General features: G+C 60.9%; 10 protein-coding genes and 1 pseudogene. 2 read left to right on the forward strand and 9 right to left on the reverse strand.

Translation table 11 applies throughout. The features are described from left to right. Positions 1-263 precede the first annotated feature (263 nt). Positions 264-7,370, forward strand: coding sequence for a TcdA/TcdB pore-forming domain-containing protein (locus AB4N73_RS24780; protein ID WP_460142673.1), 7,107 nt, complete (start codon positions 264-266; stop codon positions 7,368-7,370). 78 nt (positions 7,371-7,448) lie between these two features. On the opposite strand, the gene AB4N73_RS24785 is transcribed toward AB4N73_RS24780, so the two are convergent. The 8 genes and pseudogenes from AB4N73_RS24785 to prmA all read right to left on the reverse strand — a co-directional run bounded on the left by AB4N73_RS24785 (position 7,449) and on the right by prmA (position 17,799). After that, on the reverse strand, positions 7,449-8,045 hold the full coding sequence (locus AB4N73_RS24785) for a MarC family protein (RefSeq protein ID WP_016771870.1): 597 nt from the start codon (positions 8,043-8,045) through the stop codon (positions 7,449-7,451). A 62-nt stretch (positions 8,046-8,107) separates the two neighbouring features. Further along, the gene (locus AB4N73_RS24790; RefSeq protein ID WP_095181162.1) at positions 8,108-10,885 is read right to left on the reverse strand and encodes a hybrid sensor histidine kinase/response regulator; all 2,778 of its coding nucleotides are present in this window, start codon (positions 10,883-10,885) and stop codon (positions 8,108-8,110) included. Positions 10,886-10,984: 99 nt separating this feature from the next. Then, on the reverse strand, positions 10,985-12,280 hold the full coding sequence (gene purD, locus AB4N73_RS24795) for a phosphoribosylamine--glycine ligase (RefSeq protein WP_041480674.1): 1,296 nt from the start codon (positions 12,278-12,280) through the stop codon (positions 10,985-10,987). Positions 12,281-12,427: 147 nt separating this feature from the next. Beyond that, on the reverse strand, positions 12,428-14,035 hold the full coding sequence (purH, locus tag AB4N73_RS24800; protein ID WP_064362987.1) for a bifunctional phosphoribosylaminoimidazolecarboxamide formyltransferase/IMP cyclohydrolase: 1,608 nt from the start codon (positions 14,033-14,035) through the stop codon (positions 12,428-12,430). Positions 14,036-14,118: 83 nt separating this feature from the next. Beyond that, complete coding sequence (gene fis / locus AB4N73_RS24805) at positions 14,119-14,439, reverse strand: DNA-binding transcriptional regulator Fis (protein ID WP_002555375.1); 321 nt, start codon at positions 14,437-14,439, stop codon at positions 14,119-14,121. Further along, positions 14,436-15,446, reverse strand: a complete 1,011-nt coding sequence (gene dusB / locus AB4N73_RS24810; protein WP_016771866.1) for a tRNA dihydrouridine synthase DusB — start codon at positions 15,444-15,446, stop codon at positions 14,436-14,438. The genes fis and dusB overlap by 4 nt, the downstream gene beginning before the upstream one ends. 185 nt (positions 15,447-15,631) lie before the next feature. Next, positions 15,632-16,890 (reverse strand): annotated as a pseudogene (locus AB4N73_RS24815) (DUF3426 domain-containing protein). Positions 16,891-16,920: 30 nt separating this feature from the next. Beyond that, on the reverse strand, positions 16,921-17,799 hold the full coding sequence (gene prmA / locus AB4N73_RS24820; RefSeq protein ID WP_460142674.1) for a 50S ribosomal protein L11 methyltransferase: 879 nt from the start codon (positions 17,797-17,799) through the stop codon (positions 16,921-16,923). A 194-nt stretch (positions 17,800-17,993) separates the two neighbouring features. On the opposite strand from prmA, the gene AB4N73_RS24825 reads away from it, so the two are divergent. Continuing rightward, on the forward strand, positions 17,994-21,947 hold the full coding sequence (locus AB4N73_RS24825; RefSeq protein ID WP_460142675.1) for a type III effector 1: 3,954 nt from the start codon (positions 17,994-17,996) through the stop codon (positions 21,945-21,947). 65 nt (positions 21,948-22,012) lie between these two features. On the opposite strand, the gene accC is transcribed toward AB4N73_RS24825, so the two are convergent. Then, positions 22,013-23,368, reverse strand: coding sequence for an acetyl-CoA carboxylase biotin carboxylase subunit (gene accC / locus AB4N73_RS24830; protein ID WP_024011424.1), 1,356 nt, complete (start codon positions 23,366-23,368; stop codon positions 22,013-22,015).

Below are 23,368 nucleotides of genomic sequence, written 5' to 3' on the forward strand. Positions count from 1 at the left end.
CCCCACAGGGCAGGGCCATTTTTTTTGTCCGACGGTCGCGCCGGTCCGCTAATTATTTCGCAGCCGTTACAGCATAGTGCTTCGGTGTTATCAGATATTGCCGGGGACAAGCTTTGTATTCCTTGTTGTTTGTGTGGCGCGTATTCGCCCACTAGGGTGCTGTGTTCATAGCACTTGTCGAGTGTCGTTCAATCAATTTACCGCTCTGCAGCGGCGCAAGAGTGCGCGCGTCAATGGGCCATTAAATAAACAAGGAGTGTGTGATGGCTTTAAAAAACGATTACTCGTTCGGGCGAGCATTCATTTCTGCGCAAGAGTATTCCGTACTTTCAAAAGCATTGCGGGAGCTTTCTGCCACCCCCCAATATCAAGCGCTGAACGACTATTACCAGCAAGCCGGTCAAACGACCGACCCGGTGTCGTTCTTGACCCTGGCGAGCCTGTTTCAAGAGCAACTTGCAGCGTTGTTGAAACGCAATAAAACCCCTGTTCCGGTGGCTGTCGATGACATTGCGCGAGGGCTGCAACGTTATCTGTCACGGCTTTTGACGACCGTGGAAATGTTGTCGGGGCCGACCCGGCCGGTGCCGAAAGTCATCCATTTCGTCTGGGTTGGCGGCAGCGAAGTCGGTGTCAATCAGCGCGATTACATGAATATCTGGCGCCAGGTGATGGCGGCGCAGGGTTACCGCTTCAATCTCTGGTACGACAGCGATGCGTTACTGGCTTTCGAGATGAACCGGATCATTCTCGACAGCGCCAGGGCTGATGCGATGGCATCCGGTGGTGCAGCCCTCAAGCATGCCGGGCAACTGGCGACGATGATTGAAGAGCGTGCACGGGTGTTGAAACAGCAGATGTTCGACTACCTCAGCCAGCCGAGGTGGAAGGGGCGGACCGATGAAGCACGCATCGATCTGATGGTGCGTGCTTATGGCAAGGACCGCGCGAGGCTGCAGGATTTTCGTCAGCGCTGCCTCGACAGCCATCTGGCGATGGTGGGGCCGGATCTGCAATTGCGCGATGTCACTCACGTCTTTGCCGATGACTTGTTGGCGGACGTCTACCGCCGCGAAGTGTCGATGCGCGGCAACTTCGCCGCAGCGAGCGATGTGGTGCGCTTGCAGGCGGAATTTCGTGAAGGCGGGCGTTATACCGACATGGATTATCTGCCGCCACTGCTCGATAAGTTGGGCGGTGTCGATATCAGCGATTACAGCCAGACGCAGAAAATCGCGGTTCTGCAACTTCTGTTGAACAACAATCCGCAGTTGATGCCGGGGCGCGATCCGCAGCATTACCCCGACAGGACCGACAGTCTTCCAGAGCAACATAAACAACTTCTCGAGGATTTTGCTCGCAGTAAACCGGACGTCCTTGAACTGTTCATACCGCCAAAAGCCGTCGAAGCTGCGGAGAACGGCTTTCGCATGGGGCTGCAAATCAATGAAGAAATGAATGCTCATTTCATCGCGCAGCCGGGCAGCGGCATGACGATGTCGATCATGCAAGTCATTCGGCTCAATTACGACGTGCTCGCTGAAGTTGAAAAGCGCATGGCCAACTCGGCATCCGGTTGGGCCGACGGTGAAAACCTGACCACGGTCGCGGCGACAGTCATTGAAGAGATGTTGGTCAGGTCGAACTTCACCAGCTGGAATGAAGCTTATGCCTACCAATTGCTTAAAGCGGTTGTCACCTATTATCGGGACGGTATCCGCAATGACGCGGCGGGTACGGTAACGCTCACCGGCCCGGGCGCGGCACTCGCTGGATTACATGAATATATCGAAGCCAATTGCGATCCGTTTTTCACTCGTCAGGTGCTGGCGCAACAGCGTCTGCGCGAGGGCTACAACGTCAATACCGAAGAGGAAACCATTTCCGGCTGGATCGTCCGGGGTACGGAAAAAGACTGGCTGGAGAAGGAACACGCCCGGTGGGCCGAGGGGAAGCTCAAGTCCCGTTATGCCGGACGCTTGTCCAACCTGCTCAGCGATCGAAGCCTGACCTTCGAGCGCGGCTGGCCCGTTGTCGAGGGCAAACCGGTGCTGTTGACCTCAGTGCTGCAACGCTTGATGGATGATCTGGGCGAGCCGTTCATTCGAGCGATGCGAGACAAGTTGAGCGGGGAGGTTAATTTTGCTCAAGCCGTGGTCATCGACTTCGACGCCCGTCAGCAAGTGCTGGCGCAAGGACCTGTGGTTGTGCCGACCTCCCATGGTGCGGAATCGGTCAGCCATCTCAACGAACTGTTCAGCCGGATCGCCCACGGTACGCTGCCGCTGGAACAACTGAGCCCCGCGATGCGAGTCGTGCTCGGGGGGATTTTCGGCGCAACGAGCGTGGACGATGTCGGGTTCGCCGATACCTGGCAACAGGTGCGCGACCTGGCCATCGCCACCGACCGTGACGGCACTTTCGCGCGCTACGATGCGATTGAAAAAGCCGTGCGCCAGCGCCGCTCGGCGGCGTTCGAGAACGGACTGGAACGCGACCTGCCGACGGCCACATCGACGACCCGCGAGCTCAAGGTTCAAGCCATGTCCGAGCCGCTGACGCTGCGCCAGTGGGGCGAACGTATCGGCCAGATCAAGCACAGCGCGCAGCGGGAGTTTCGCACGCAGATCCTGCAGCGCAGCGGACAAGTGCGTGACATCTTTTTCAAGGCCGGCGCGGTGTCGGTCAAGCAGTTGCCGCAGGATCTGTTGCAGCGCAACGCGGGCGACCCGGGGCGCCGCTGTTATCCGCTGGCGCTGCTGATGGGCGCCGCAGTGGCAGCCGGCGAGCCGGCGGAACGGGCGTTGGTCGGGCATGTCGCCAGCGCCAGCGTGAGTCCCGACGAACTTGGCTCGCGGGCGTTGCGCAGTGCGCTGGACGAACTGCGCGCCTTGCCCACCGGCGAGGTCGGCAGCGCTCGCGGCGTGCAACGCCTGGACAGCATCATCGCCGCGCTGGACGCCAGTGCGGCGCCTGCGGTGCTGCTGCTCGACATTGGCGACCACGCCCTGCTGCTAGCGAAAGTGCGAACCGGTGAGCACGCGGCCTATCGCTTCTACGATCCCAACTTCGCCCTCTACGGATTTGCCGATGGCGCGCAGTTGCAACGTGGCGTAGAGCGTTATCTGAGCGCGGACGATAACGCGCTGGCGAAGCTTTATGGTCTGGGTGAGATGGCCACGGCGCAGTTCACCGTCACTGAGCTGGACACTGCGGCGATCGCCGAACGCAGGCTGTCATCGGATCTGCGTGTGGACAGTTTTCTGCACAACGTTGCACTGGCCGATCCGCAGGGAGCCTCGATCTGGCACAAGCAAGCGCTGGCCCGTACCCGATCTCTGGGGGAAAACGCTCGGCTGGGCACCAGCCTTGCGCAACTGGACGCACGCTACTGGACCAGCGAGTTCGAGCAGGCGACCGAGCGTTTGCGCCGTGAGCACAACCTGGCGCGTGATTACGTGCCGTTGCTCGATACCCACAGCAAAAACGCCGACGGCGGCCACAGCATTACCCTGATGGATCTGCGCAATGCGCAAAATGCCCGGACGGTCAGCACCCGGGATTCGCGCTTTCAGAAAATCAGGCAATACGTCGAACGACTCGTGCAGGGCGGTGCGGCCAGGCCCGGGCAGACGGCTGATCACGACGGTGGCAGCCGACTCAGTTTCGCCTTTGCGATCCAGACGCTGATCAGTGAAATGCGCCAGCGCGAGTACCGCGCTGGCGATACAGCGCCGACACTGACCGTCGCCCTGCAACTTCAGGTGTACGTCAGTTATGCACAGCTGGGCTTTGGTGTGGCCAGCGATGCAGTGCAGGTCATCCAGTTGGTGCGCCATTTAGCGGTGGCCGAGCGGGCGTTGCAGCAGGCCTCGTTCTCCGCACGTCTGGCCGGGCAGGCCGCCACGGGCGTCGGGGTGGCATTTTCCGTGGCCAATATCGGCTTCGACATCTACAACCTGACGCAGGCAGAGAATCATGAGCAGCGAGCGCGATTCTCCACGTCCCTGGCGTTCAATACGGCGGCCCTGGGTCTGGATATTGTCGCCCTGGCGGCGGGCGGAACGGTGGGCGCGTTCGCCGCAGCGCTGTCCGTGCCGCTACTGGGCGTCGGTATCGGGGTGACCGCGATTGCCAGCAATCTCGGGCAGATCATAGACAAGGCTGCGGCCATCGGCGAGCACCTCTCGCAGATTCACGACGCTTATCAGCAGTCTTACGAAAGCGTTGGTGCGGTCTTGCAGTTCCCCGCACTGGCAGTGATTACCCAGCTGGATCTGCACAACAGAAGGGTGGCGTTCGAAGGGCAGAAGTTTTACCCCTGGAAGGGCAGTGCACTGGAATTGCCGCAATACGACGATGATCCGGCCAGGCGGCATGCTGCGATCAACATCCCCAGAGCCTTTCAACGCCCTGCTGTCGGCAGCGTCTGGGGTACTTTGCCCACGATGGTCGTGCTGCCTTGTTCGCCAATCTGTTACTACGGCTATGAATATCAACTCGGCAGCGCCGGGACCGTGCCCTTTTCAACAACCCGCTACCCGCGGTTGCACGACCGCCTGGCACATCAGCTGGAATATGACGCGCTCGGTAACCGGGTGTTTTACCTGTTCAGTACGCCGTTTGCGCCACACATCCTCTACAAGCTGCATCCGGTATTCATGGCCACGACGATCAAGGTGCAGTTGAGCGCAGAGGTCAGTCAGCTGTTGGTTCCGGACCTGCCGCCAGAGTGGCGCAAGAAGATTGCCTACTGGATCACCGCACCGCAGGGGCAATTCCGGATTCGATTGGTGCCAGGCCTGCTGGCGGTGAATTTCGAACAAGCGCAGGGCTGGGAACGGGTGACCTGGACGGTGCAAGCGTCCTGGGCACGGGTCGAGCAGGTCAGCTTTCGTGCAAAACCACGGGACAGCATCGATAGCGAACCTGACATGCTGGTCGATGGCCTGGTGTTGAATCGTTTTGACGGCGTCATCGAGCTGGCCGAGGGGCTGTTCCGGATCGACTGGACGGGCCGCAGCCTGCATCTGATCGGCGTTGTCCTCGACTACGAAAACAACGCTGCGACTCAACTGCGTAGCGCCAACATGACCGCCAGCGGCATCCCGGCGCCGGTGCAGCGCTATTTGCGCGCTCAGGTCGCAAGCGGGCGACTGACCGCAGCCTATTTGCCGTTGCGTAACTTCAGAGTGCCGTTCGATTCGCCGATCCGGTCAGTGGTGACTACCGGCTATTACGACACTGCGCAGGATCGGGTGCTGTTCGCGCGTAACCTGCCGCTGGAGGTGAACGAGGGTGTGGTTCTGGCAGGCGTCAACGCCCGCCATGCGTGGTTCTACCATTCCGATCATCCATCCGTATGGCGGGTCGATGTGCTGACCGGCACTGTCCAGCATCGCTACCGTCTGAAAAATCCACGTACAGGTTCGACCATCATCGGCTGCCGACAACAAGCCGATGGAGCGCTGCGGATTGCGCAGAAGCTGACGGCAGAAGCGTTGCATGGCACCACCACGGTCGAGTACCGGATTAGCGGGCAGCATGTAGAACTGACCGCTTGCCAGATCGCTTTTGCCGCCGAGGACTATCGGTTCGAGCCGCGTGAAGCGCTTCGACAAACCGATGCCCCGGACATGGGCGTCTCGTCAGACATGGCCGCCAGCAGCAGTGATTGGTCTTGTGCTCCGTTCATTGTTGTCGAGGGCTATGCCGGGTCGCAGTTGCGCGACAGGGCTTGGCTGAACAAGACGACGGGCAAGTGCATTGAGGCCAGGCACGACCTGTCCTGGCCCGAAGACTTGTTGATGCTGATGCCGTCCAGCCCTGAAAACAACGCGGTGCTGTTCTATAGCCAGCAGGAGCGGACGATCAGCCGCGGCATCGAACCCCGTGTCGGTCATTGGCAGAATGTGGTGATCGAGCGCGATGTGGTGGAGGTCACTCAGACAAATCAGCGCTTCATCGCCACCAAGGACGACGGCCGTCTGTTCGAGGTCGATATCGTCGACGTGCCGGCAGCGGCAGCGATCGACGAGGTGATTGTGTTTCAGTACGGGGTACCTTCCCTTGCGCACAGAAGCGATGAGGCGTGGCTTGATCAGGCCGATAAGCCTTCGATTCTCCGGTTCGCTGGTGTCGGGCAGCGTTGGCTGCAGCGACATCCCGATTGGTTGAGCGCATTGCATTCGCTGGCCACGGTCGCAGCGTTGCTGCCGTTCCCGGTTTTCGGTTTACGTGATGGGGCAGGTCAGGCGTTCCTGGCGGCATGGTGTGTCGATGGCAAAGTCGCTGTGGCCGATATCGGTCAGGGCAAGGAGCTGGCGCTGCTCGGTCTGACCCCGGATCAAAGCGCTGTCTGGTTGCTTGAGGTCAGCGCCGGACAACTTTATCGCCAGCCGCTGGTGGCGATCGAAGCATTGCGGGGAGTGTTTGCCGCTGACCATCGTTTGCTGAAGCCGGAGGTGCTCGACAGGCCTGAAAAGGTCTGGACGTCATGGACTTTTGCTGAGGTGCGGCGCCAGGGTGAAGGGCTGATTGCGCAGACCCTCGACGGGGTGCATCTGCAATTGCTGGATAACCAGCCGGCAATGATCGTAGGCGTGGAAAATCGCTGGTCTCATGTGCCGGGGCAGAGCGATGAACAGTTACGTGCACGCCTGCGAGCATTGTTGCACGGGCATGCCCACGCGCCTGTCATACAAGTGGCAAGTGCAACCGGACGCTATCTGTATTACCTGCCGCAACTTGATCGGCTGTTTGATCTGTCCGGGCGCAGTGACGGACAGTGGTCGGCATTCCTCGGTACGCGCGGGTCGAAGCAGCCGATGCTGTTCGACCCGCTCGACCAACTGATTTTCAGCGCCGGCCCGAACGACGGCGTCTGGCTGCCCGACAGTTATGCCCATCGCGACGCCGAGGTCATGGTGCTTGAGGTAGGTGATGAAATCACAGAGATCGAAACATTGTTGCCCGATGGCGTCACCAGGCTGCTGCTGACTTACGGTGCGCAGACCTCGGGTTATCGGCTGGCGCAAGCGTCCTTCCAGCGCCTGGACTGCATCGTGGTCGATGGACGACAGGCTTCGGATGCTGAAACGGCAGAACCTTGCCTGCTGGATCTGGATCTGGACGAGTGCGGGCATTGGTGGATGTCACGGGTCGATGACGGTGTGGTACTGACCGATCCGGACTCCGGGCACAGTCTGATCTTGCGTAATTTCGACCGACAACGCCCACTGCTACTGATGCTGCCCATTGCCGGGCGGCCACACACGTTCACGCTGGCTCAAGGGCTGGAAGCGTTTGCCACTGTGTGCGGCGCAGAGGCCACGGTCAGCCTGACAGCGGTGATCGCAGCGCTGCGCTGATGTCGCTCCGCACAGCAAAACGCCGCGAACGGTAACCGTACGCGGCGTTTCGTTGTGGCGGTTGCGCTGCAACAACACTCAAGGCACCAGATAACCTTTCACGCCGGTAAAAATGATCTGCGCGGCCAGTGCGCAAACAAACAATCCCATCAAGCGGCTGACAATCTGCAAGCCCTGATCGCCGAGAATCCGCTCGATGCGATTGGACAGATACAGCACCACTCCGACAGTAAAACTGGCCAGGGCGATACTCATGATTGCAGTGAGCTTGTCGTCCCAGTGCGGCTGGCTGACGCCCATTACCAGCAAGGCGCCGATGGTGCCGGGGCCGACCGTCAGCGGGATGGTCAGCGGCACGATGGTCACGTCCTGCTGCACATTGTCGGCCTGCACCGCCGGTTTGCCCTGAGCCATGCCCAGCGCGGAAATGAACAGCACGCTGCCGGCGCCAATGCGGAAGGCGTCCACGGTGATGCCGAAGACATCGAAAATCACCCGCCCGAACAAATAGAGCAGCACACTGGAAATCAGTGTGGCGAGGGCGACCTTCCACGCCAGACGCCGCTGTTCCTTGCGCGAATAGCCACGGGTCAGGCTGATAAAGCACGACAACACGAAGAACGGGCTGTAGAGCACCAGCATCTTCAGATAAACGCTGAACAACACATGGAGCATGATGCAAGCTCACTGGCGATGGAGTCGGGGGGAGTCTATCAGGCACCGCAGATTCTGTCGGTTTACGACGGCTGGGTCGTGGCCCGGTTCTGCTGATCGCGCTGGGCAACCCAGTGTTCGATCAACTCGCGCAACTGGGAGAGCTCGACCGGTTTGGACATGTGCCCGTCCATGCCGGCCTGCCGGGCGCGCTCCTTGTGTTCGGCAAGAATGTGCGCGGTGAGGGCTACAACCGGTGTGCGGATGCGCTGATTGCTGACTTCCCAGGCGCGCAGTTGCTGAGTGGCGGAGAAGCCATCAAGGATCGGCATTTCACAATCCATCAGCACCAGGTCGTAACGCTGGGCCTTCATCGCTTGCAGCGCTTCTTCGCCGTTGCTCGCGGTGTCCGGTTGCAGGTTGAGCTTGCCGAGCATGCCACGGATCACTTTGGTCGAGATGGTGTTGTCTTCGGCGACGAGGATGCGGAAGTCGCTCGGCACTTTGGCCGCTGTGGCCGCCGTAACGACCTGCGGCTGGAACGCGACCTGGCCCTTGTTGCGTTGATTGAGCTCGTCAGCCAGCGTGGTCTTGAGCGTATAGCCGGCCACCGGTTTGGCCAGTATTCGTTTGATCCCCGAATTGCGCGCAATGATCTTGCTCGGCGCGTTGCTGATGCCGGTGAGCATGATCAGCAGAATGTCGTGGTTCAGGCTCGGGTCTTCCTTGATCTTCGCTGCCAGTTGCATGCCGGTCATGCCGGGCATGTTCTGGTCGAGCAGGACCACGTCGAAGTAATCGCGCAGATGCGCCTTGGTGCGCAGCAGCGCCAGCGCCTCCTTGCCCGACGGCACGGCGCTGACATTCAGGCCCCAGGCGCTGCACTGCTGCACCAGTACCTTGCGGCAGGTGTCGTTATCGTCGACCACCAGCACCCGCGCGCCCTGCAGCGGGCTGTCGAGGTCGGAGGTCGGATGTTCGAGGCGATCCGGGTCCAGTGGCAAGGTCAGCCACAAAGTGCTGCCCTGGGTGGCGCCGCTCTTGATGCCGAACTCGCCTTGCATCAGGCGGATCAGTTGGCGCGCGATCACCAGGCCGAGATTGCCGCCCAGGCGATTGGCCGAGAGGAAGTGCTTGCTGTGCAATTCGGCGTGCAACAGCGCTTCGCGCTCTTCCGGCTCCATCGGCACGCCGCTGTCCTGCACGGCAATGCGCAGGCGCGGCTTGCTGCTGCGCTCATCCAGTGCAACGACGATCAGCACTTCGCCTTCTTCGGTTTTCTTCAGGGCGTTTTCCAGCAGGCTCAGCAAGGTCTGGCGCAGGCGCGTCGGATCGCCGCTGATCACCCGTGGCACTTGCGGCTGGATGAAGCTGATCAGCTCGACGTTCTGTTGCTCGGCCTTGGCCCGGTAGATGCTCAGGCAATCATCGATCAGCGCGTTGAGGTCGAACTGCACGTCATCGAGTTCGATCTGCCCGGATTCGAGCTTGGAGATGTCGAGGATCTCGTTGATCAGCGTCAGCAGTTCGTTGCCGGCGCTGTGGATGGTTTGCACGTAATCGCGTTGCTTGACCGACAGCGGCGTGCCCAGCAGCAGCTCGGTCATGCCCAGTACGCCGTTCATCGGTGTGCGGATTTCGTGGCTGATCTTGGCGAGGAATTCGGCTTTGGCGTTGATTTCGGCGTTGCTTGCCGCCAGGTCGCGGCTGATGCTGAAACGACTTTCAGTGATGCTGCGCTGTCGCTCGCCCAAGGCGACGCTCATCAGCAGACCGCTGATGCAGATGAACACCATCAGCGTCATGATCAGGCCTTGCGGCGTGACCAGTGTCAGCCCCAGTAGCGCCGGCAGGATAACCAGGGTGCCGATGTTGAACACGATCATGGCGGCGACGAACAGACGCGCCGGGCGATAGCCCTTCTGCCAGTGATAGAAACCCACCAGCAACATGCTCAGACCGGCCAATGCGACCAATGCGTAGGTGATGATGTTCAGCGGCAAGGTGTTGACGAACAGCAGCAACAGGCTGCACGTGACGATCAACAGAATGTCGCCCCACAGCAGTTTGTTCAGCGGATGCTGGCCCAGTGGTGCAAAGAAGCGCAGGGCGTACATCAATCCGGCTGGGGCGGTCAGCAGCAATGCCAGATAAGCGCCCGGCGTCTGAATGGCTTGCCAGTTCGGCAACCACGGACCGGCGAGATTGAGCAACAGGAACAGACTCAGTCCGAGCAGGCCTTCACAGATCGCCAGCCACAGACTGCTGCGCGAGCGCGAGTAGGCGTAGCGCACCAGGTTGTGCAGCAGGAGCATGGCGAGGCAGCCGAACAGCAGGCCGAAAATCAGCGTCTGCTTCTGATCGGCTGCGCCCTCGATTGCCGCTTGCAGGGTGATGTGCGGGCGCAGCTGATGGCCGGAGACCATGCGTACGTAGACGTCCAGCGGCTTGTCGGCCTGGGGCAGGGGCAGCATGAAATCGCTGCTTGGCAAAGGATGTTCGGCCTGCGGCCGTTCGTTGCCGGTATTGCGTTGCTCGATCAGCCGGTCGCCGTCGAGCACGTAGAGATTGAGTTGTGACAGGTCGGGGGCAAAGATGCGCAGCACTTGTTCGTGCTTGCCCGGCGCCAGTTTGAAGCGCAGCCACAGGGCGCCCTCGGGTTCGGCCGCGGTCAGACGGTCAAGCTCGATGGGGCTGAATTGATTGGTGTAGCGAGCGGAGCGGATGTCGCTCAGTTGCAGGATGCCCTGATCGTCAAGCAATACCGACCAGCCACTGCCTTGCGCGGCCTGGGCCGGGAGCATGCAGAGCAAGGTCATCAGCGTGACGGTGAAGCTTATGGCAATCCTGAGCCAGCGCACGGCGAAATCCCTTCGTAGGTTGATGCCAGAATATAACGATGCGCGACGACCGAACAGCCCGGCGAGGAATGGCATCCCGCGCCGGGCCTGATGGATCGCTTACTCCTGGGTTTCGCCGCGTTCACGGGCAATGGCGCGGTAGCCGATGTCCTTGCGGTAGAAGCAGCCTTCCCAGTCGATGGCAGCGGCAAGTTTGTAGGCCTGCTGCTGAGCTTCACCCACGGTGGCGCCCATGGCAGTGGCACACAGTACACGACCACCGGCAGTAACGACCTGACCGTCCTTTAACGCGGTGCCGGCGTGGAAGACTTTGCCTTCCAGACCTGACGCTGCGTCCAGACCGTTGATCGCTGCGCCTTTGGCGTAGTCGCCCGGGTAGCCGCCAGCAGCCAGAACGATGCCAACGCTCGGACGCGGATCCCACTGTGCTTCGATCTTGTCCAGCGCTTGCGCCAATGCGGCTTCAACCAGCAGCACCAGGCTCGATTGCAGACGCAGCATCACCGGTTGGGTTTCCGGATCGCCGAAGCGGCAGTTGAACTCGATGACTTTCGGGTTACCGGCCTTGTCGATCATCAGACCGGCATAAAGGAAGCCAGTGTAGACGTTGCCTTCCTCGGCCATGCCGCGCACGGTCGGCCAGATCACCTGATCCATCACGCGCTGGTGCACGTCGGCGGTGACCACCGGGGCAGGGGAATAAGCACCCATGCCGCCAGTGTTCGGGCCGCTGTCGCCGTCGCCGACGCGTTTGTGATCCTGGCTGGTGGCCATCGGCAGCACGTTCTTGCCGTCGACCATGACGATGAACGAAGCTTCTTCGCCGTCGAGGAATTCTTCGATCACCACGCGTGAACCGGCGTCGCCAAACGAGTTGCCAGCGAGCATGTCACGCACGGCGTCTTCGGCTTCGGCCAGGGTCATGGCGACGATCACGCCTTTGCCGGCAGCCAGGCCATCGGCCTTGATCACGATCGGCGCGCCTTTCTCACGCAGATAAGCCAGGGCCGGCTCGATCTCGGTGAAATTCTGGTAATCGGCGGTCGGGATCTTGTGGCGGGCGAGGAAATCCTTGGTGAACGCTTTCGAGCCTTCCAGTTGCGCAGCACCGGCGGTCGGACCGAAGCAGTCCAGGCCACGGGAGCGGAACAGATCGACCACGCCAGCCACCAGCGGCACTTCCGGGCCGACGATGGTCAGGGAAACGTTCTTTTCCGCGAAGTCAGCCAGTTGCTCCAGGGCCAGCACGTCGATGGCGACGTTCTCGCACTTGGCTTCAATGGCGGTGCCAGCGTTGCCCGGTGCAACGAAAACCTTCTGCACACGCGGATCCTGAGCCACTTTCCAGGCCAGAGCGTGTTCACGGCCACCGCTGCCAATGATCAAAACATTCATTTCAAAAACCTCAAAAATCTGTCAGGCGCTGCTGGAGCGCTTTATGTGGGAGCGAGCCTGCTCGCGAAAGCGGGGTGTCAGTCAACGTCAACGTCGCTGGCAGATTGCATTCGCGAGCAGGCTCGCTCCCACATTTGAATCGGTGTATCAGTGACGGAAGTGGCGCATGCCGGTGAATACCATCGCGATGCCGGCTTCATCAGCAGCAGCAATCACTTCAGCATCACGCATCGAACCGCCCGGCTGGATCACCGCAGTGATGCCGACCTTGGCCGCATTGTCCAGACCGTCGCGGAACGGGAAAAACGCGTCGGACGCCATGACCGAACCGGCCACCTGCAAACCGGCGTGCTCAGCCTTGATCGCGGCGATGCGTGCCGAGTTGACGCGGCTCATCTGGCCGGCGCCGACACCGATGGTCTGGCGGTTCTTGGCGTAGACGATGGCGTTGGATTTGACGTATTTGGCGACTTTCCAAGCGAAGATCAGATCGTGGATTTCCTGTTCGGTCGGCGCGCGTTTGGTCACCACTTTCAGGTCATCGGCGCTGATCATGCCGATATCGCGGCTCTGCACCAGCAGGCCACCGTTGACGCGCTTGTAATCCCAGGCAGCGGCGCGCTCAGCCGACCACTCGCCGCAGGCCAGCAGGCGTACGTTGGCTTTGGCGGCAACGATGGCGCGGGCTTCTTCGCTGACGCTTGGGGCGATGATCACTTCAACGAACTGACGCTCGACGATCGCTTTGGCGGTCTCGGCATCCAGTTCACGGTTGAAGGCGATGATGCCGCCGAACGCCGACTCGGTGTCGGTGGCGTAGGCCAGTTCGTAAGCCTGGCGGATGCCGCCTTCGGCATCCGGGCTGACCGCCACGCCGCACGGGTTGGCGTGCTTGACGATCACGCAGGCTGGCTTGACGAAGCTCTTCACGCATTCCAGCGCAGCGTCGGTGTCGGCGACGTTGTTGTACGACAGTTCTTTGCCTTGCAACTGGGTCGCGGTGGCGATGCCGACTTCGGCAGGCTTGGCTTCCACGTAGAACGCCGCGCTCTGGTGCGGGTTCTCGCCGTAGCGCATTTCCTGAGCCTTGATGAACTGGCTGTTGAAGGTGCGCGGGAATTCGCTGCGACCTTCAGTGCTCAAGGTTTCAGCGGCCTGGTTCACGGTGCCCATGTAGTTGGCGATCATGCCGTCGTAGGCGGCGGTGTGTTCGAAGGCCTTGAGCATCAGGTCGAAACGCTGGGCGTAGGTCAGGCCGCCGGCCTTGAGATTTTCCAGAACGTTGGCGTAATCGCTGGCATTCACCACGATGGCCACGTCTTTGTGGTTTTTCGCTGCCGAACGGACCATGGTCGGCCCGCCGATGTCGATGTTCTCGATGGCGGTCGGCAGGTCGCAGCCTGGCTTGTTGATGGTCGCTTCGAACGGGTACAGGTTGACCGCTACCAGATCGATCGGCTTGATGCCGTGCTCGTTCATGATCGCGTCGTCAGTACCGCGACGACCGAGGATGCCGCCGTGGATTTTCGGGTGCAGGGTTTTCACCCGACCGTCCATCATCTCGGCGAAACCGGTGTAATCCGCGACTTCCACTGCGGCAACGCCGTTGTCACGCAGCAGCTTGAACGTTCCGCCGGTGGAGAGGATCTCGACGCCCAGAGCCTCAAGCTCCTTGGCGAATTCGAGGATCCCGGTCTTGTCGGAAACGCTGATCAAGGCGCGGCGGATCGGCAGGCGGGTAGTCTGGTCGGTCATCTCAATTTCCATCAAAAGCAAAGGAAGTCAGCAAAAAAGGCGACCGTTTTTTACGCGGGCGCCTTTCTGGTTTGATTGAATGCTTACAGCAGATCGTACTGCTTGAGTTTCTTGCGCAGCGTGCCGCGGTTCAGTCCCAGCAGCTCACTGGCCTTGGTCTGGTTGCCCTTGACGTAGTTCATCACGCTTTCGAGCAGGGGCGCCTCGACTTCGGACAGCACCAGGTTGTACACATCCGTGACGGACGCGCCCTCAAGGTGGGCGAAATAATTGTGCAGCGCCTTCTCGACACTCCCGCGAAGGGTCTGGCCTTCTTCGCTCGGCGTGTTGAGGTGCTGTTTCAAATTCACGTTGTCGCTCACGGGTGTTGTTCCACTCACTAAAGTCTCGGTCATCATCGTCATGCGGCCACCCCTTCTTCGTCCCCTGTCAGGCTCTTGTAACGCTCGGCGAAGAACTCCCGAACGTCGGCGCATTGTGTTTCCGTACCATCCAAACGATTGAAACGGGCGCGAAACTCCCTGGCGCCCGGCAAGGTTGCGAGATACCAGCCCACATGCTTGCGGGCAATGCGCACGCCCATCACGTCACCATAAAAGGCGTGAAGGGCAGCCAGATGCTCCAGCAGGATGCGTTCCACTTCGCTCAGTTCCGGCGCCGGCAATTTCTCGCCGGTACGCAGGAAATGATCGATCTCGCGAAAAATCCATGGCCGCCCTTGAGCGGCCCGGCCTATCAGCAGGCCATCGGCACCGGTCGCATCAAGCACGTATCGGGCCTTTTCCGGCGAATCGATATCGCCATTGGCAAACACCGGGATCGACACGGCCTGCTTGATCGCGGCAATCGTGTCGTACTCGGCTTCCCCTGTGTACAGATCGGCGCGCGTACGGCCATGCACGGCCAGCGCAGTGATCCCGGCCTGTTCGGCGATCTTCGCCACGTTCAGGCCATTCTTGTTTTCGCGATCCCAGCCGGTGCGGATCTTCAGGGTGACCGGCACATCAACCGCGGCCACTACGGCCTGAAGGATCTCGGTCACCAGTGCTTCGTCTTTCAGCAACGCGGAGCCGGCGGCCTTGTTGCAGACCTTCTTGGCCGGGCAACCCATGTTGATATCGATAATCTGCGCGCCCAGTTCGACGTTGGCCCGTGCCGCATCGGCCAGCATCTGCGCGTCGCCACCGGCAATCTGCACCGAGCGCGGCTCGGGATCGCCTTCGTGGATCATGCGCATGCGCGACTTGCGGGTATTCCACAGGCTCATGTCACTGGTGACCATTTCCGAGACTACAAGCCCTGCGCCCAGACGCTTGCACAGCTGACGAAAGGGCTGGTCGGTGACGCCCGCCATCGGGGCGAGAATCAAACCGTTCTGCAATGTATATGGGCCGATGCGTACCGCCGACATAGGACTTCCCTGAAGTGGGGCCGGATCATGAGAGTTCGAAAAAGGGTGGGCATGATACCCGCTCTCGATGACTGGTTAAAGGCTGAATTGAACAAAATCTGAACAGTTATTCTGTTATCGCCAACGGTTTGGTTGGCCGCGATCCAGTCAGAAAAATGCCGTCAATCGAGAAACGCTGAAGCGGTTCACTCCGGTGAGTGGAAGTTCAGGCTGTAATTCACCGCTTTCGGCCCCGGATCGAGAATATCCAGGGCGATGTGGATCGGCGTCTGCGGCGGCATTTCCGCGAGGCCTTCGAGATCGCCGCTCAGATACTCGCCGGGTTTGAAGCGACGACTGGCGATCAGGTGACCGTTGAGGTCGGCAAAACGCAGTTCGAGCAAGGGAAACGGCTGGGAAAACGTCGCCCGGTTGTAAATGATCGCGTCGACCACCAGCGCCCCGCTGAAATCGGGATGGCTGCGCACCACCAGGTTGCTGCTCTTGATTTTGCCGATATCGACTTTCGACGGCACCGTGCAGCCGATCTGCGGGCAGATCTGCTGGAACCACGGTCGGTATTGATCCTGCCGCGCCAGTTCCTCGAAGTGATAGGCGATGTACTGGGCGGCAAGGCCGCCGGCCGCCAACACCACCAGCACCAGCCAGAGCAGGCGCCGGCCCAGGGCGAGCGGCGCTGCTGCCAGTCCAGTTGCAGCGGGTCGTCGGTCAGATCCTGCAGGACCTCGGCGCGCACGCCGGGCTCGGCCCGTTCGCGTTTTTTGCGCGGCGAAGTGATCAATGGCAGATCGTCGTCATCGTTGTCGTCGCTGGCTGACAGGCGTTCGCGGCGGGCGTTGGGATCGATCGGATCGTGCAGGCGCAGTTGCGGGATCGGCGGCTCGTCATCCAGATCCACCGGCTCCAGCGACAGCGAAGGTTCGGTGCGCTCGGGTTCGAGGGTTTCGATGCCGTCGATATCCGGTTCGATATCCGGCGCTACGCTGCGCTCATCCGCAGGCTCGCTGAACAGGCTGTCGGGCCATGTGCCTTCGTCCGGCTCCGGGCTGTCGCGTCGGGCGCTCAAGGATTCTTCGCGGGTACGGCCGAATTCGGCGGCCGGCTGGATTTCGCGCTGTTCGAGGCGGGCGAGTTCTTCGTCCAGATCGAGGCTGTCCAGATCCAGTTCCGACGCGCTCCATTGCTTCTGGCTGATGGCGCGCGGTGCGGGGATCTGTTCGACGACCGCAGAATCGCTGACAGGCGCGGGCGCTTCAGGCAGCCCTGGTGCGACCGGCGTCACCGTGTCCTTGCCGGAATGTTGTTCGAGCAGCTGCTTGGCGGCATTGAACACTTGCAGGCAGGAGCCGCAACGAACCACCCCGCGCGCCACGCTCAATTGAGCATGGTTGACGCGGAAACTGGTCTGGCAATGCGGGCATTGGGTGACGAAACTGTCGGTCATGCGGCGATCCGGTTCAGGCAAGCGGTCATTTTAGCGCCGACGCCCGGTGATGCGCACCCAGCCATCGCGATTGGCGATCGGGTCGAGTTCGAAGTCCTGCGCATAAGCTGCCGCTACTTCTTCGCCCTGCTCGGCGAGAATGCCCGACAGCGCCAGGCGCCCACCGCTCTTGACCAGGCTGGACAGCTGCGGCGCCAGCGATACCAGCGGGCCGGCGAGAATGTTGGCGACCAGTACGTCGGCCGGAACCTGCGGCAGATCCTCGGGCAGGTACAGCGGGAACAGCTCATCGGCAATATTGTTGCGCCCAGCGTTGTCGCGCGAGGCTTCCAGTGCCTGTACGTCGATGTCGGTGCCCACAGCTTGTTTGGCGCCGAGCAGCAGGGCGGCAATCGCCAGAATCCCCGAGCCGCAGCCGAAGTCGAGCACGTGGCAGTCTTTCAGATCCTGACCGTCGAGCCATTCCAGGCACAGTGCGGTGGTCGGGTGGGTGCCGGTGCCGAACGCCAGGCCCGGGTCCAGCAGCAGGTTGACCGCGCCAGGCTCGGGCGCGGCGTGCCAGCTCGGCACGATCCACAGACGCTGGCCGAAACGCATCGGCTCGAAACCGTCCATCCAGCTGCGTTCCCAGTCCTGGTCTTCGATGACTTCGCTGTGATGTTCGGGCAACGGGCTGCCGGTCAGCAATTCCAGATGGGCCAGAACCGGCTCCGGTTCGGTACCGCCTTCGAACAGCGCCAGCAAGTGGGTGTGCGACCACAGCGGCGTGGTGTTGAGTTCCGGTTCGAAGATCGGCTGGTCTTCGGCGTCCATGAAAGTCACCGACACGGCGCCGACTTCGAGGAATGCGTCCTCGTAGGTTTCGGCTTGTTCCGGGGTGATGGCGAGACGGACTTGCAGCCAAGGCATGGCGGGCACCTTTGAAAATCTGTGGGGCAGCCCGAAGCTGCAAAAGCGCGCAGTTTACGCCAGGTCGCCGGCAAAGTGGACACACCGCTTGGCTGTTACACATTCGCGGCCGCGATATACATATGTATGGCCTGAGCACTTTTGTCGGCAAATAGAGTGAGCGCTCATCTCTACGCAACAAAAGGCTGGACGACATGGCGGATCAACAAGGGACTGTAGAAGAAAAACCACCGATAGCCGCTGCGTCTACGGGGTCGGTGCAGGAGATCCTGCTGCGCATCAAGCGCTGGCAGGTGATGATCGACAAGCGCTTGAACGGCCAGATGACGTTGCTCGAGGCGCTGGAGCATTTCGCTTTGACTGAACTGCGCAGGCATTACCCGGACGGCCATTTCGCCCCGGGCTTTGTAGTTGCGCTGCTTGACGCCATTCTGCAAAAGCTTATCGACGGCCGGCCAGTCATGTTCCTGGCGCTCCAGGACGCGCCATTTCGCTGGCCGGGGGGCGCTGACACCGGTTTACCGTCCAGCCGTCATGAGCATGTGATCCGGACGGTGGATAGCGTTTCGCTGCACTTCCTCGACCAGTACAAAAAATACCTGCGAGAACATTGGGCGACAAAAGGGCAGGAAGCGCTGTTTGATCGCCTGATCAAGCGCAAGCTGCGGCGCTATATCAAGGACATCGAGTTGCTGTTGCGCCGTGACCAACTGGCGGGCCTGACACTGGATCAATTGCGCAGCAAAATCGACCGGCTTCAGGCCCGCAGCACGCGTCGATACCGGTTGACCGCCCTGGCAACCGGCGCAGAGAAAAAGATTCTCGAGGCGCATTCCTTCGCGCAACTGCCGTCATGGATGAAGGCGCTGAAGGAGCCGGATCGCGCCTTGTTGCGCGATTATCAGGAGCAGACGTCACTGGCGCAGGCAGCTCTCGATGACCTGCTGCAGGGCCACGGCTCGTTGCGCGACTTTGCCCGCCAGCAGGCCATCGAATACATTCAGCTCAAGCTCGACATGGCGGTTGAACCAGACCGGATCGACGTGCGGCTCAGATGGCGCTCGGCGGTCGGTGAGCCGACCCACAATCGCAGCCTCAGTGACCTGCTGGCATGCGGGCCGATCGGTCAGGACTTCGCAGCGGTATTGGAGATCAGCAGTCCTGCGCCATTGCGCAACCAGTCACTCAAGCCGGCATTCATTGCCGACATGCTGGCGGAACAGGATTATCCGGCGGACTACCTGCGCGCCCTCGCCGAGCAGTACCAGCGCACCGACGTGCAAAAGGCACTCATCGACTGGTTCACCGTACGGCTCAGGCAGAGCGCATTCGTCGCGCGCTGCGCAGCTCATCTGGCGGATTCCGACCATGAGCGTCTGGAGCAGATGTGGTCTGGGCAAGCGGCAATGAAACCGTTGCAAGTGGCCGCATTGACGCTGCCCAACGGCATGCAATGCGCCGATCTTCTGGTGTTCTACCAGGCAGAGACTGAGCAAGCGGTGAATAACCTGGTGCTGTACGCGCCCAACAAACCGGACGGTCAGGAGTGGGTCCGGTTGCCTTCGATTGCGGCGTTGACCGGCGAAGTATGGAGCTGGACGCAGAGCGAATCCGGTCGCGAGTATCTGTTGCAGCAGCTTTCGCCGACGGCACATCACCCGGCACGTGATTATCTTGTGGCTGCGGCGGCCAGTCCTGCTCTCTGGGGCATGCAGAGTGACCTTCGACGAACGCCCTTGCCGTTCGACGAGTGCGTCGAAGCCGCTGCAAAAATGGCCCTGGCAAACAACCTGCAGCGGGTCGAGCAGGACAACTCGCTGCGCTGGTACACGACGCTCGCGCTCGAGGCTCGCCGGCGCATCAGCAGTCTGAATCAGGAACTGATCGTTCATCAGCAGGTGTTCAACGAGCTGCTGGGCGGTTTCGAGGTTTTTGTCGATTTCGCCAGGCGCTCGGTTGCCGCAGCGATCACGCCCTATATGCGCAGCAAGAACGTGCTGGAACCGGTCGATCCGGCCACCGTGTTGATCGATTACAACCCCGGTGTCGCCGACCGCAGGAAGCAGCAGGTTGCCACGCTGCTCGACCTGGCCATTCACGGCTACGATGACAACTCCGGCATCGAACATCCGAAAAAAGGCGTGCGATCGTCGGTTGGCCAGGATCTGAGCCAGGTGCGCAGCGCCGATCTGGCGCTGTATCTGCGCCGGGCGTGGCTGGGTGAAAAATACGCCAGCGAGATCCGTGGCAAATATCTCGACCCGCGTGATGCTGCCTACGAACCGCGTCGCTTTGCCTACCGCAACGTGCTGCTGTCAAAGATGGACCGGGATTTACGCGTTGCCAGAAGTCAGGCGCGATTGAGCGACGCGGTGTATTCAGCGCTGGTCCGTCAGGTCTCTCTGTTGAGCGAGGTGCCAGCACCGGGTACGCATTTTCCGGGCGCCAGCATGGTTGAAAGTGACGGCGTGTTCAGGTTCACCGTGCGCCATCACGTCGTGCTCGGGGTGTATGTGCTGACCTCGTTCGACCCCGAGCCGTCCTGGTGGCTGTACACGCCTGATGCCCCCGACGGAATTGTGGTGCGTGCGTATCAGTCACTGTTCGGCGACATCGCCGGCGCTTTGCATGACTACTTGATGGCGCGTACGCCGGTTGCTGCGCGCAGCATCGTGTCGCGCACCCTGTATGCGATTGCGGCCAAAAAACAACGCGTCGATACGCTGTACGAAGCGCAGCGCCTGATTGACGCGCGCAGCGAGTTCAACGCGTACATCGAGCGCGCGGTCACGGATGTGCAGGACATCACCACCAGCCGCGCGCAAATGATCGAACGCCAAGTGGTCAAGGGGCTGATGTTTGCAGCCGCACCGTTTTGCATGGTGTTCCCTCCGTTTGCCTTGCTGCTCGATGTCGTGTTCATTGCCGTCAGCGCTGGTCAGGCGGTCGCTGCGCATCTGGAGGGCGACATCGATGGCGCTCTCGGTCACTGGCTGGAGGCGTCGTGGGGGGCGCTGTTTGCCATGGTCGGCGCAGGCAGTGCGATCAAGTGGCTGGGCGGTGCGGCCAGAAGTCTGAAGCACACGATGAGGCCGGTCTCGTTGTTGTCAGAGCGTCTGAATACCGTGGCTCCGCTACGCAGGGACGCGCTGCCGGCGATCCGGGAGGTACGCTTTCATGCCAGGCAGGCCGTCAGCAAGACGCCCGAACATTTGCAAAGGGTGAGCGAAGAAGGCGTCTTTTTCGGCACCTGGCGCAGCCCGCCCAGCGCTGCACAGCCGCAACCGGCCTATTACATTCGCAACAGAGGCAAGTATTTTCTGGTCAGGGAAAATCCGCATTTCGGTGGCCTGAGCCTGGTCGATGCCCGTCGCCCGACCGCCATCTATCAGCAACCGATTCAGCTTGCTCCGGGGGGCAAGTGGACACATGCCAGGGTCGGACTCACAGGAGGCGACGTGCGCAACCTTGGGCGCGTGAACAATTTGAATGATGCTTTTCCTGGAGGTGTCGAGCCCGTGCTGAACCGCGGCGCGCTGCAGGGCGAGGCCGTGGTGGCGCATTTTCGTCCGGGATCGCCAGATAACTACCTGTTTTCCCTGAATGCGCAGAGTTGCGTCATCGCCTCGCTGTATAACCCGACGACGAGAGTGGGGGCGGTCATTCATTTCGATCACAATATTCGCCCGCTGATCGAGCGAAGTGTCACGCAGGTGCTGGAGCGTCTGGGGGGAACACCGCAGAACATTCGCGCCACGCTGGTGGGTGGCGACTGGCTGTCGGCGGGCGCCGACATCGGCGGTCCGGTCAGGCGCGTGTTGCGCGAACAGGGCCTGCAGCCGACCTGGGATTACTGGTCATACTCGTCGTGCCTGGGCAACAGCTATGGCGTGGTGCTGAATCTGAACAATGGAGTCTCGAGAGTGTTCAAGCATTCCGCTGGTCAGATTGGCAGGCTGTACAACCCGCTTATCGCCAGATCGAGTTATGCCACGGACGGGCTCTCGATACGTGCCCGAAACTTTACGAGGCGGTTCACCCGCAGACCGTTACATGAAAACGCAGCAGGAGCGGTGGTCGATGAGGCTGGCCTGGGGGCATCTGCCACAATGGTCGAGCAGCAGGCCTTCTCCACAGTGATGGTCTGATGGGTTTGTTGCAGGCATAAAAAAACCCGATCCGCAGGGATCGGGTTTTTCATGCCGCTTCAGCCTTACGACTGTTTGGCCAGCTTGTGCTCGAGGTAGTGAATGTTCACACCGCCCTTGCAGAAGCCTTCGTCACGAACCAGATCACGGTGCAGCGGGATGTTGGTCTTGATCCCGTCGACCACGATTTCGTCCAGGGCATTGCGCATGCGTGCCATGGCTTCGTCGCGGGTTGCGCCGTAAGTGATCAGCTTGCCGATCAGCGAGTCGTAGTTCGGTGGCACGGCATAACCGCTGTACAGGTGCGAATCGACGCGAACGCCGTTGCCACCTGGGGCGTGGAAATGCTTGACCGTGCCCGGGCTCGGCATGAAGGTCTTCGGATCTTCAGCGTTGATCCGGCACTCCAGCGAGTGACCGCGGATGACCACGTCATCCTGAGTGAACGACAGCTTGTTGCCAGCGGCGATGCTGAGCATCTCCTTGACGATGTCGATACCGGTGACCATCTCCGAAACCGGGTGCTCCACCTGAACACGGGTGTTCATTTCGATGAAGTAGAAACGACCGTTCTCGTAGAGGAACTCGAAAGTACCGGCGCCACGGTAGCCGATGTCGATGCACGCCTTGACGCAGCGAGCCAATACTTCCTGGCGCGCTTTCTCGTCGATGCCCGGTGCCGGTGCTTCTTCGAGAACCTTCTGGTGACGACGCTGCAGCGAGCAGTCGCGGTCGCCCAGGTGGATGGCGTGGCCCTGGCCGTCGGACAGTACCTGCACTTCGACGTGGCGCGGGTTGGTGAGGAATTTTTCCAGATAGACCATCGGGTTGCCGAACGCCGCGCCTGCTTCGGAGCGGGTCAGTTTCGCCGAGGCGATCAGGTCTTCTTCCTTGTGCACCACGCGCATGCCGCGACCACCACCGCCACCGGCGGCCTTGATGATCACCGGGTAGCCGACTTCGCGACCGATGCGCAGTGCCGTTTCTTCGTCTTCCGGCAGCGGGCCGTCAGAGCCAGGAACGGTCGGTACGCCGGCTTCGATCATCGCGTGCTTGGCCGATACCTTGTCGCCCATCAGGCGGATGGTGTCGGCTTTCGGGCCGATGAAGGCGAAGCCGGAGTTCTCGACCTGCTCGGCAAAATCGGCGTTTTCCGCGAGGAAACCGTAGCCTGGGTGAATGGCGGTAGCGCCGGTCACTTCAGCGGCAGCGATGATGGCCGGAATGTGCAGGTAAGACTGAGCGGCGGACGCCGGGCCGATGCAGACGGATTCGTCTGCCAGACCCAGGTGCATCAGCTCTTTGTCGGCCTTGGAGTAAACGGCGACGGTCTTGATGCCCATCTCTTTGCAGGCACGCAGAATCCGCAGGGCGATCTCACCGCGGTTAGCGATCAGAACTTTTTCCAACTTCGCAGTCAT

It is taken from the genome of Pseudomonas sp. S3_B08, assembly GCF_054667725.1.

Coding starts and splice junctions, on each gene's coding strand:
- AB4N73_RS24780 (WP_460142673.1), top strand. CDS start 264: ATGGCTTTAAAAAACGATTACTCGTTCGGGCGAGCATTCATTTCTGCG.
- AB4N73_RS24785 (WP_016771870.1), bottom strand. CDS start 8,045: ATGCTCCATGTGTTGTTCAGCGTTTATCTGAAGATGCTGGTGCTCTAC.
- purD (WP_041480674.1), bottom strand. CDS start 12,280: ATGAATGTTTTGATCATTGGCAGCGGTGGCCGTGAACACGCTCTGGCC.
- purH (WP_064362987.1), bottom strand. CDS start 14,035: ATGACCGACCAGACTACCCGCCTGCCGATCCGCCGCGCCTTGATCAGC.
- fis (WP_002555375.1), bottom strand. CDS start 14,439: ATGACGATGATGACCGAGACTTTAGTGAGTGGAACAACACCCGTGAGC.
- dusB (WP_016771866.1), bottom strand. CDS start 15,446: ATGTCGGCGGTACGCATCGGCCCATATACATTGCAGAACGGTTTGATT.
- prmA (WP_460142674.1), bottom strand. CDS start 17,799: ATGCCTTGGCTGCAAGTCCGTCTCGCCATCACCCCGGAACAAGCCGAA.
- AB4N73_RS24825 (WP_460142675.1), top strand. CDS start 17,994: ATGGCGGATCAACAAGGGACTGTAGAAGAAAAACCACCGATAGCCGCT.
- accC (WP_024011424.1), bottom strand. CDS start 23,368: ATGACTGCGAAGTTGGAAAAAGTTCTGATCGCTAACCGCGGTGAGATC.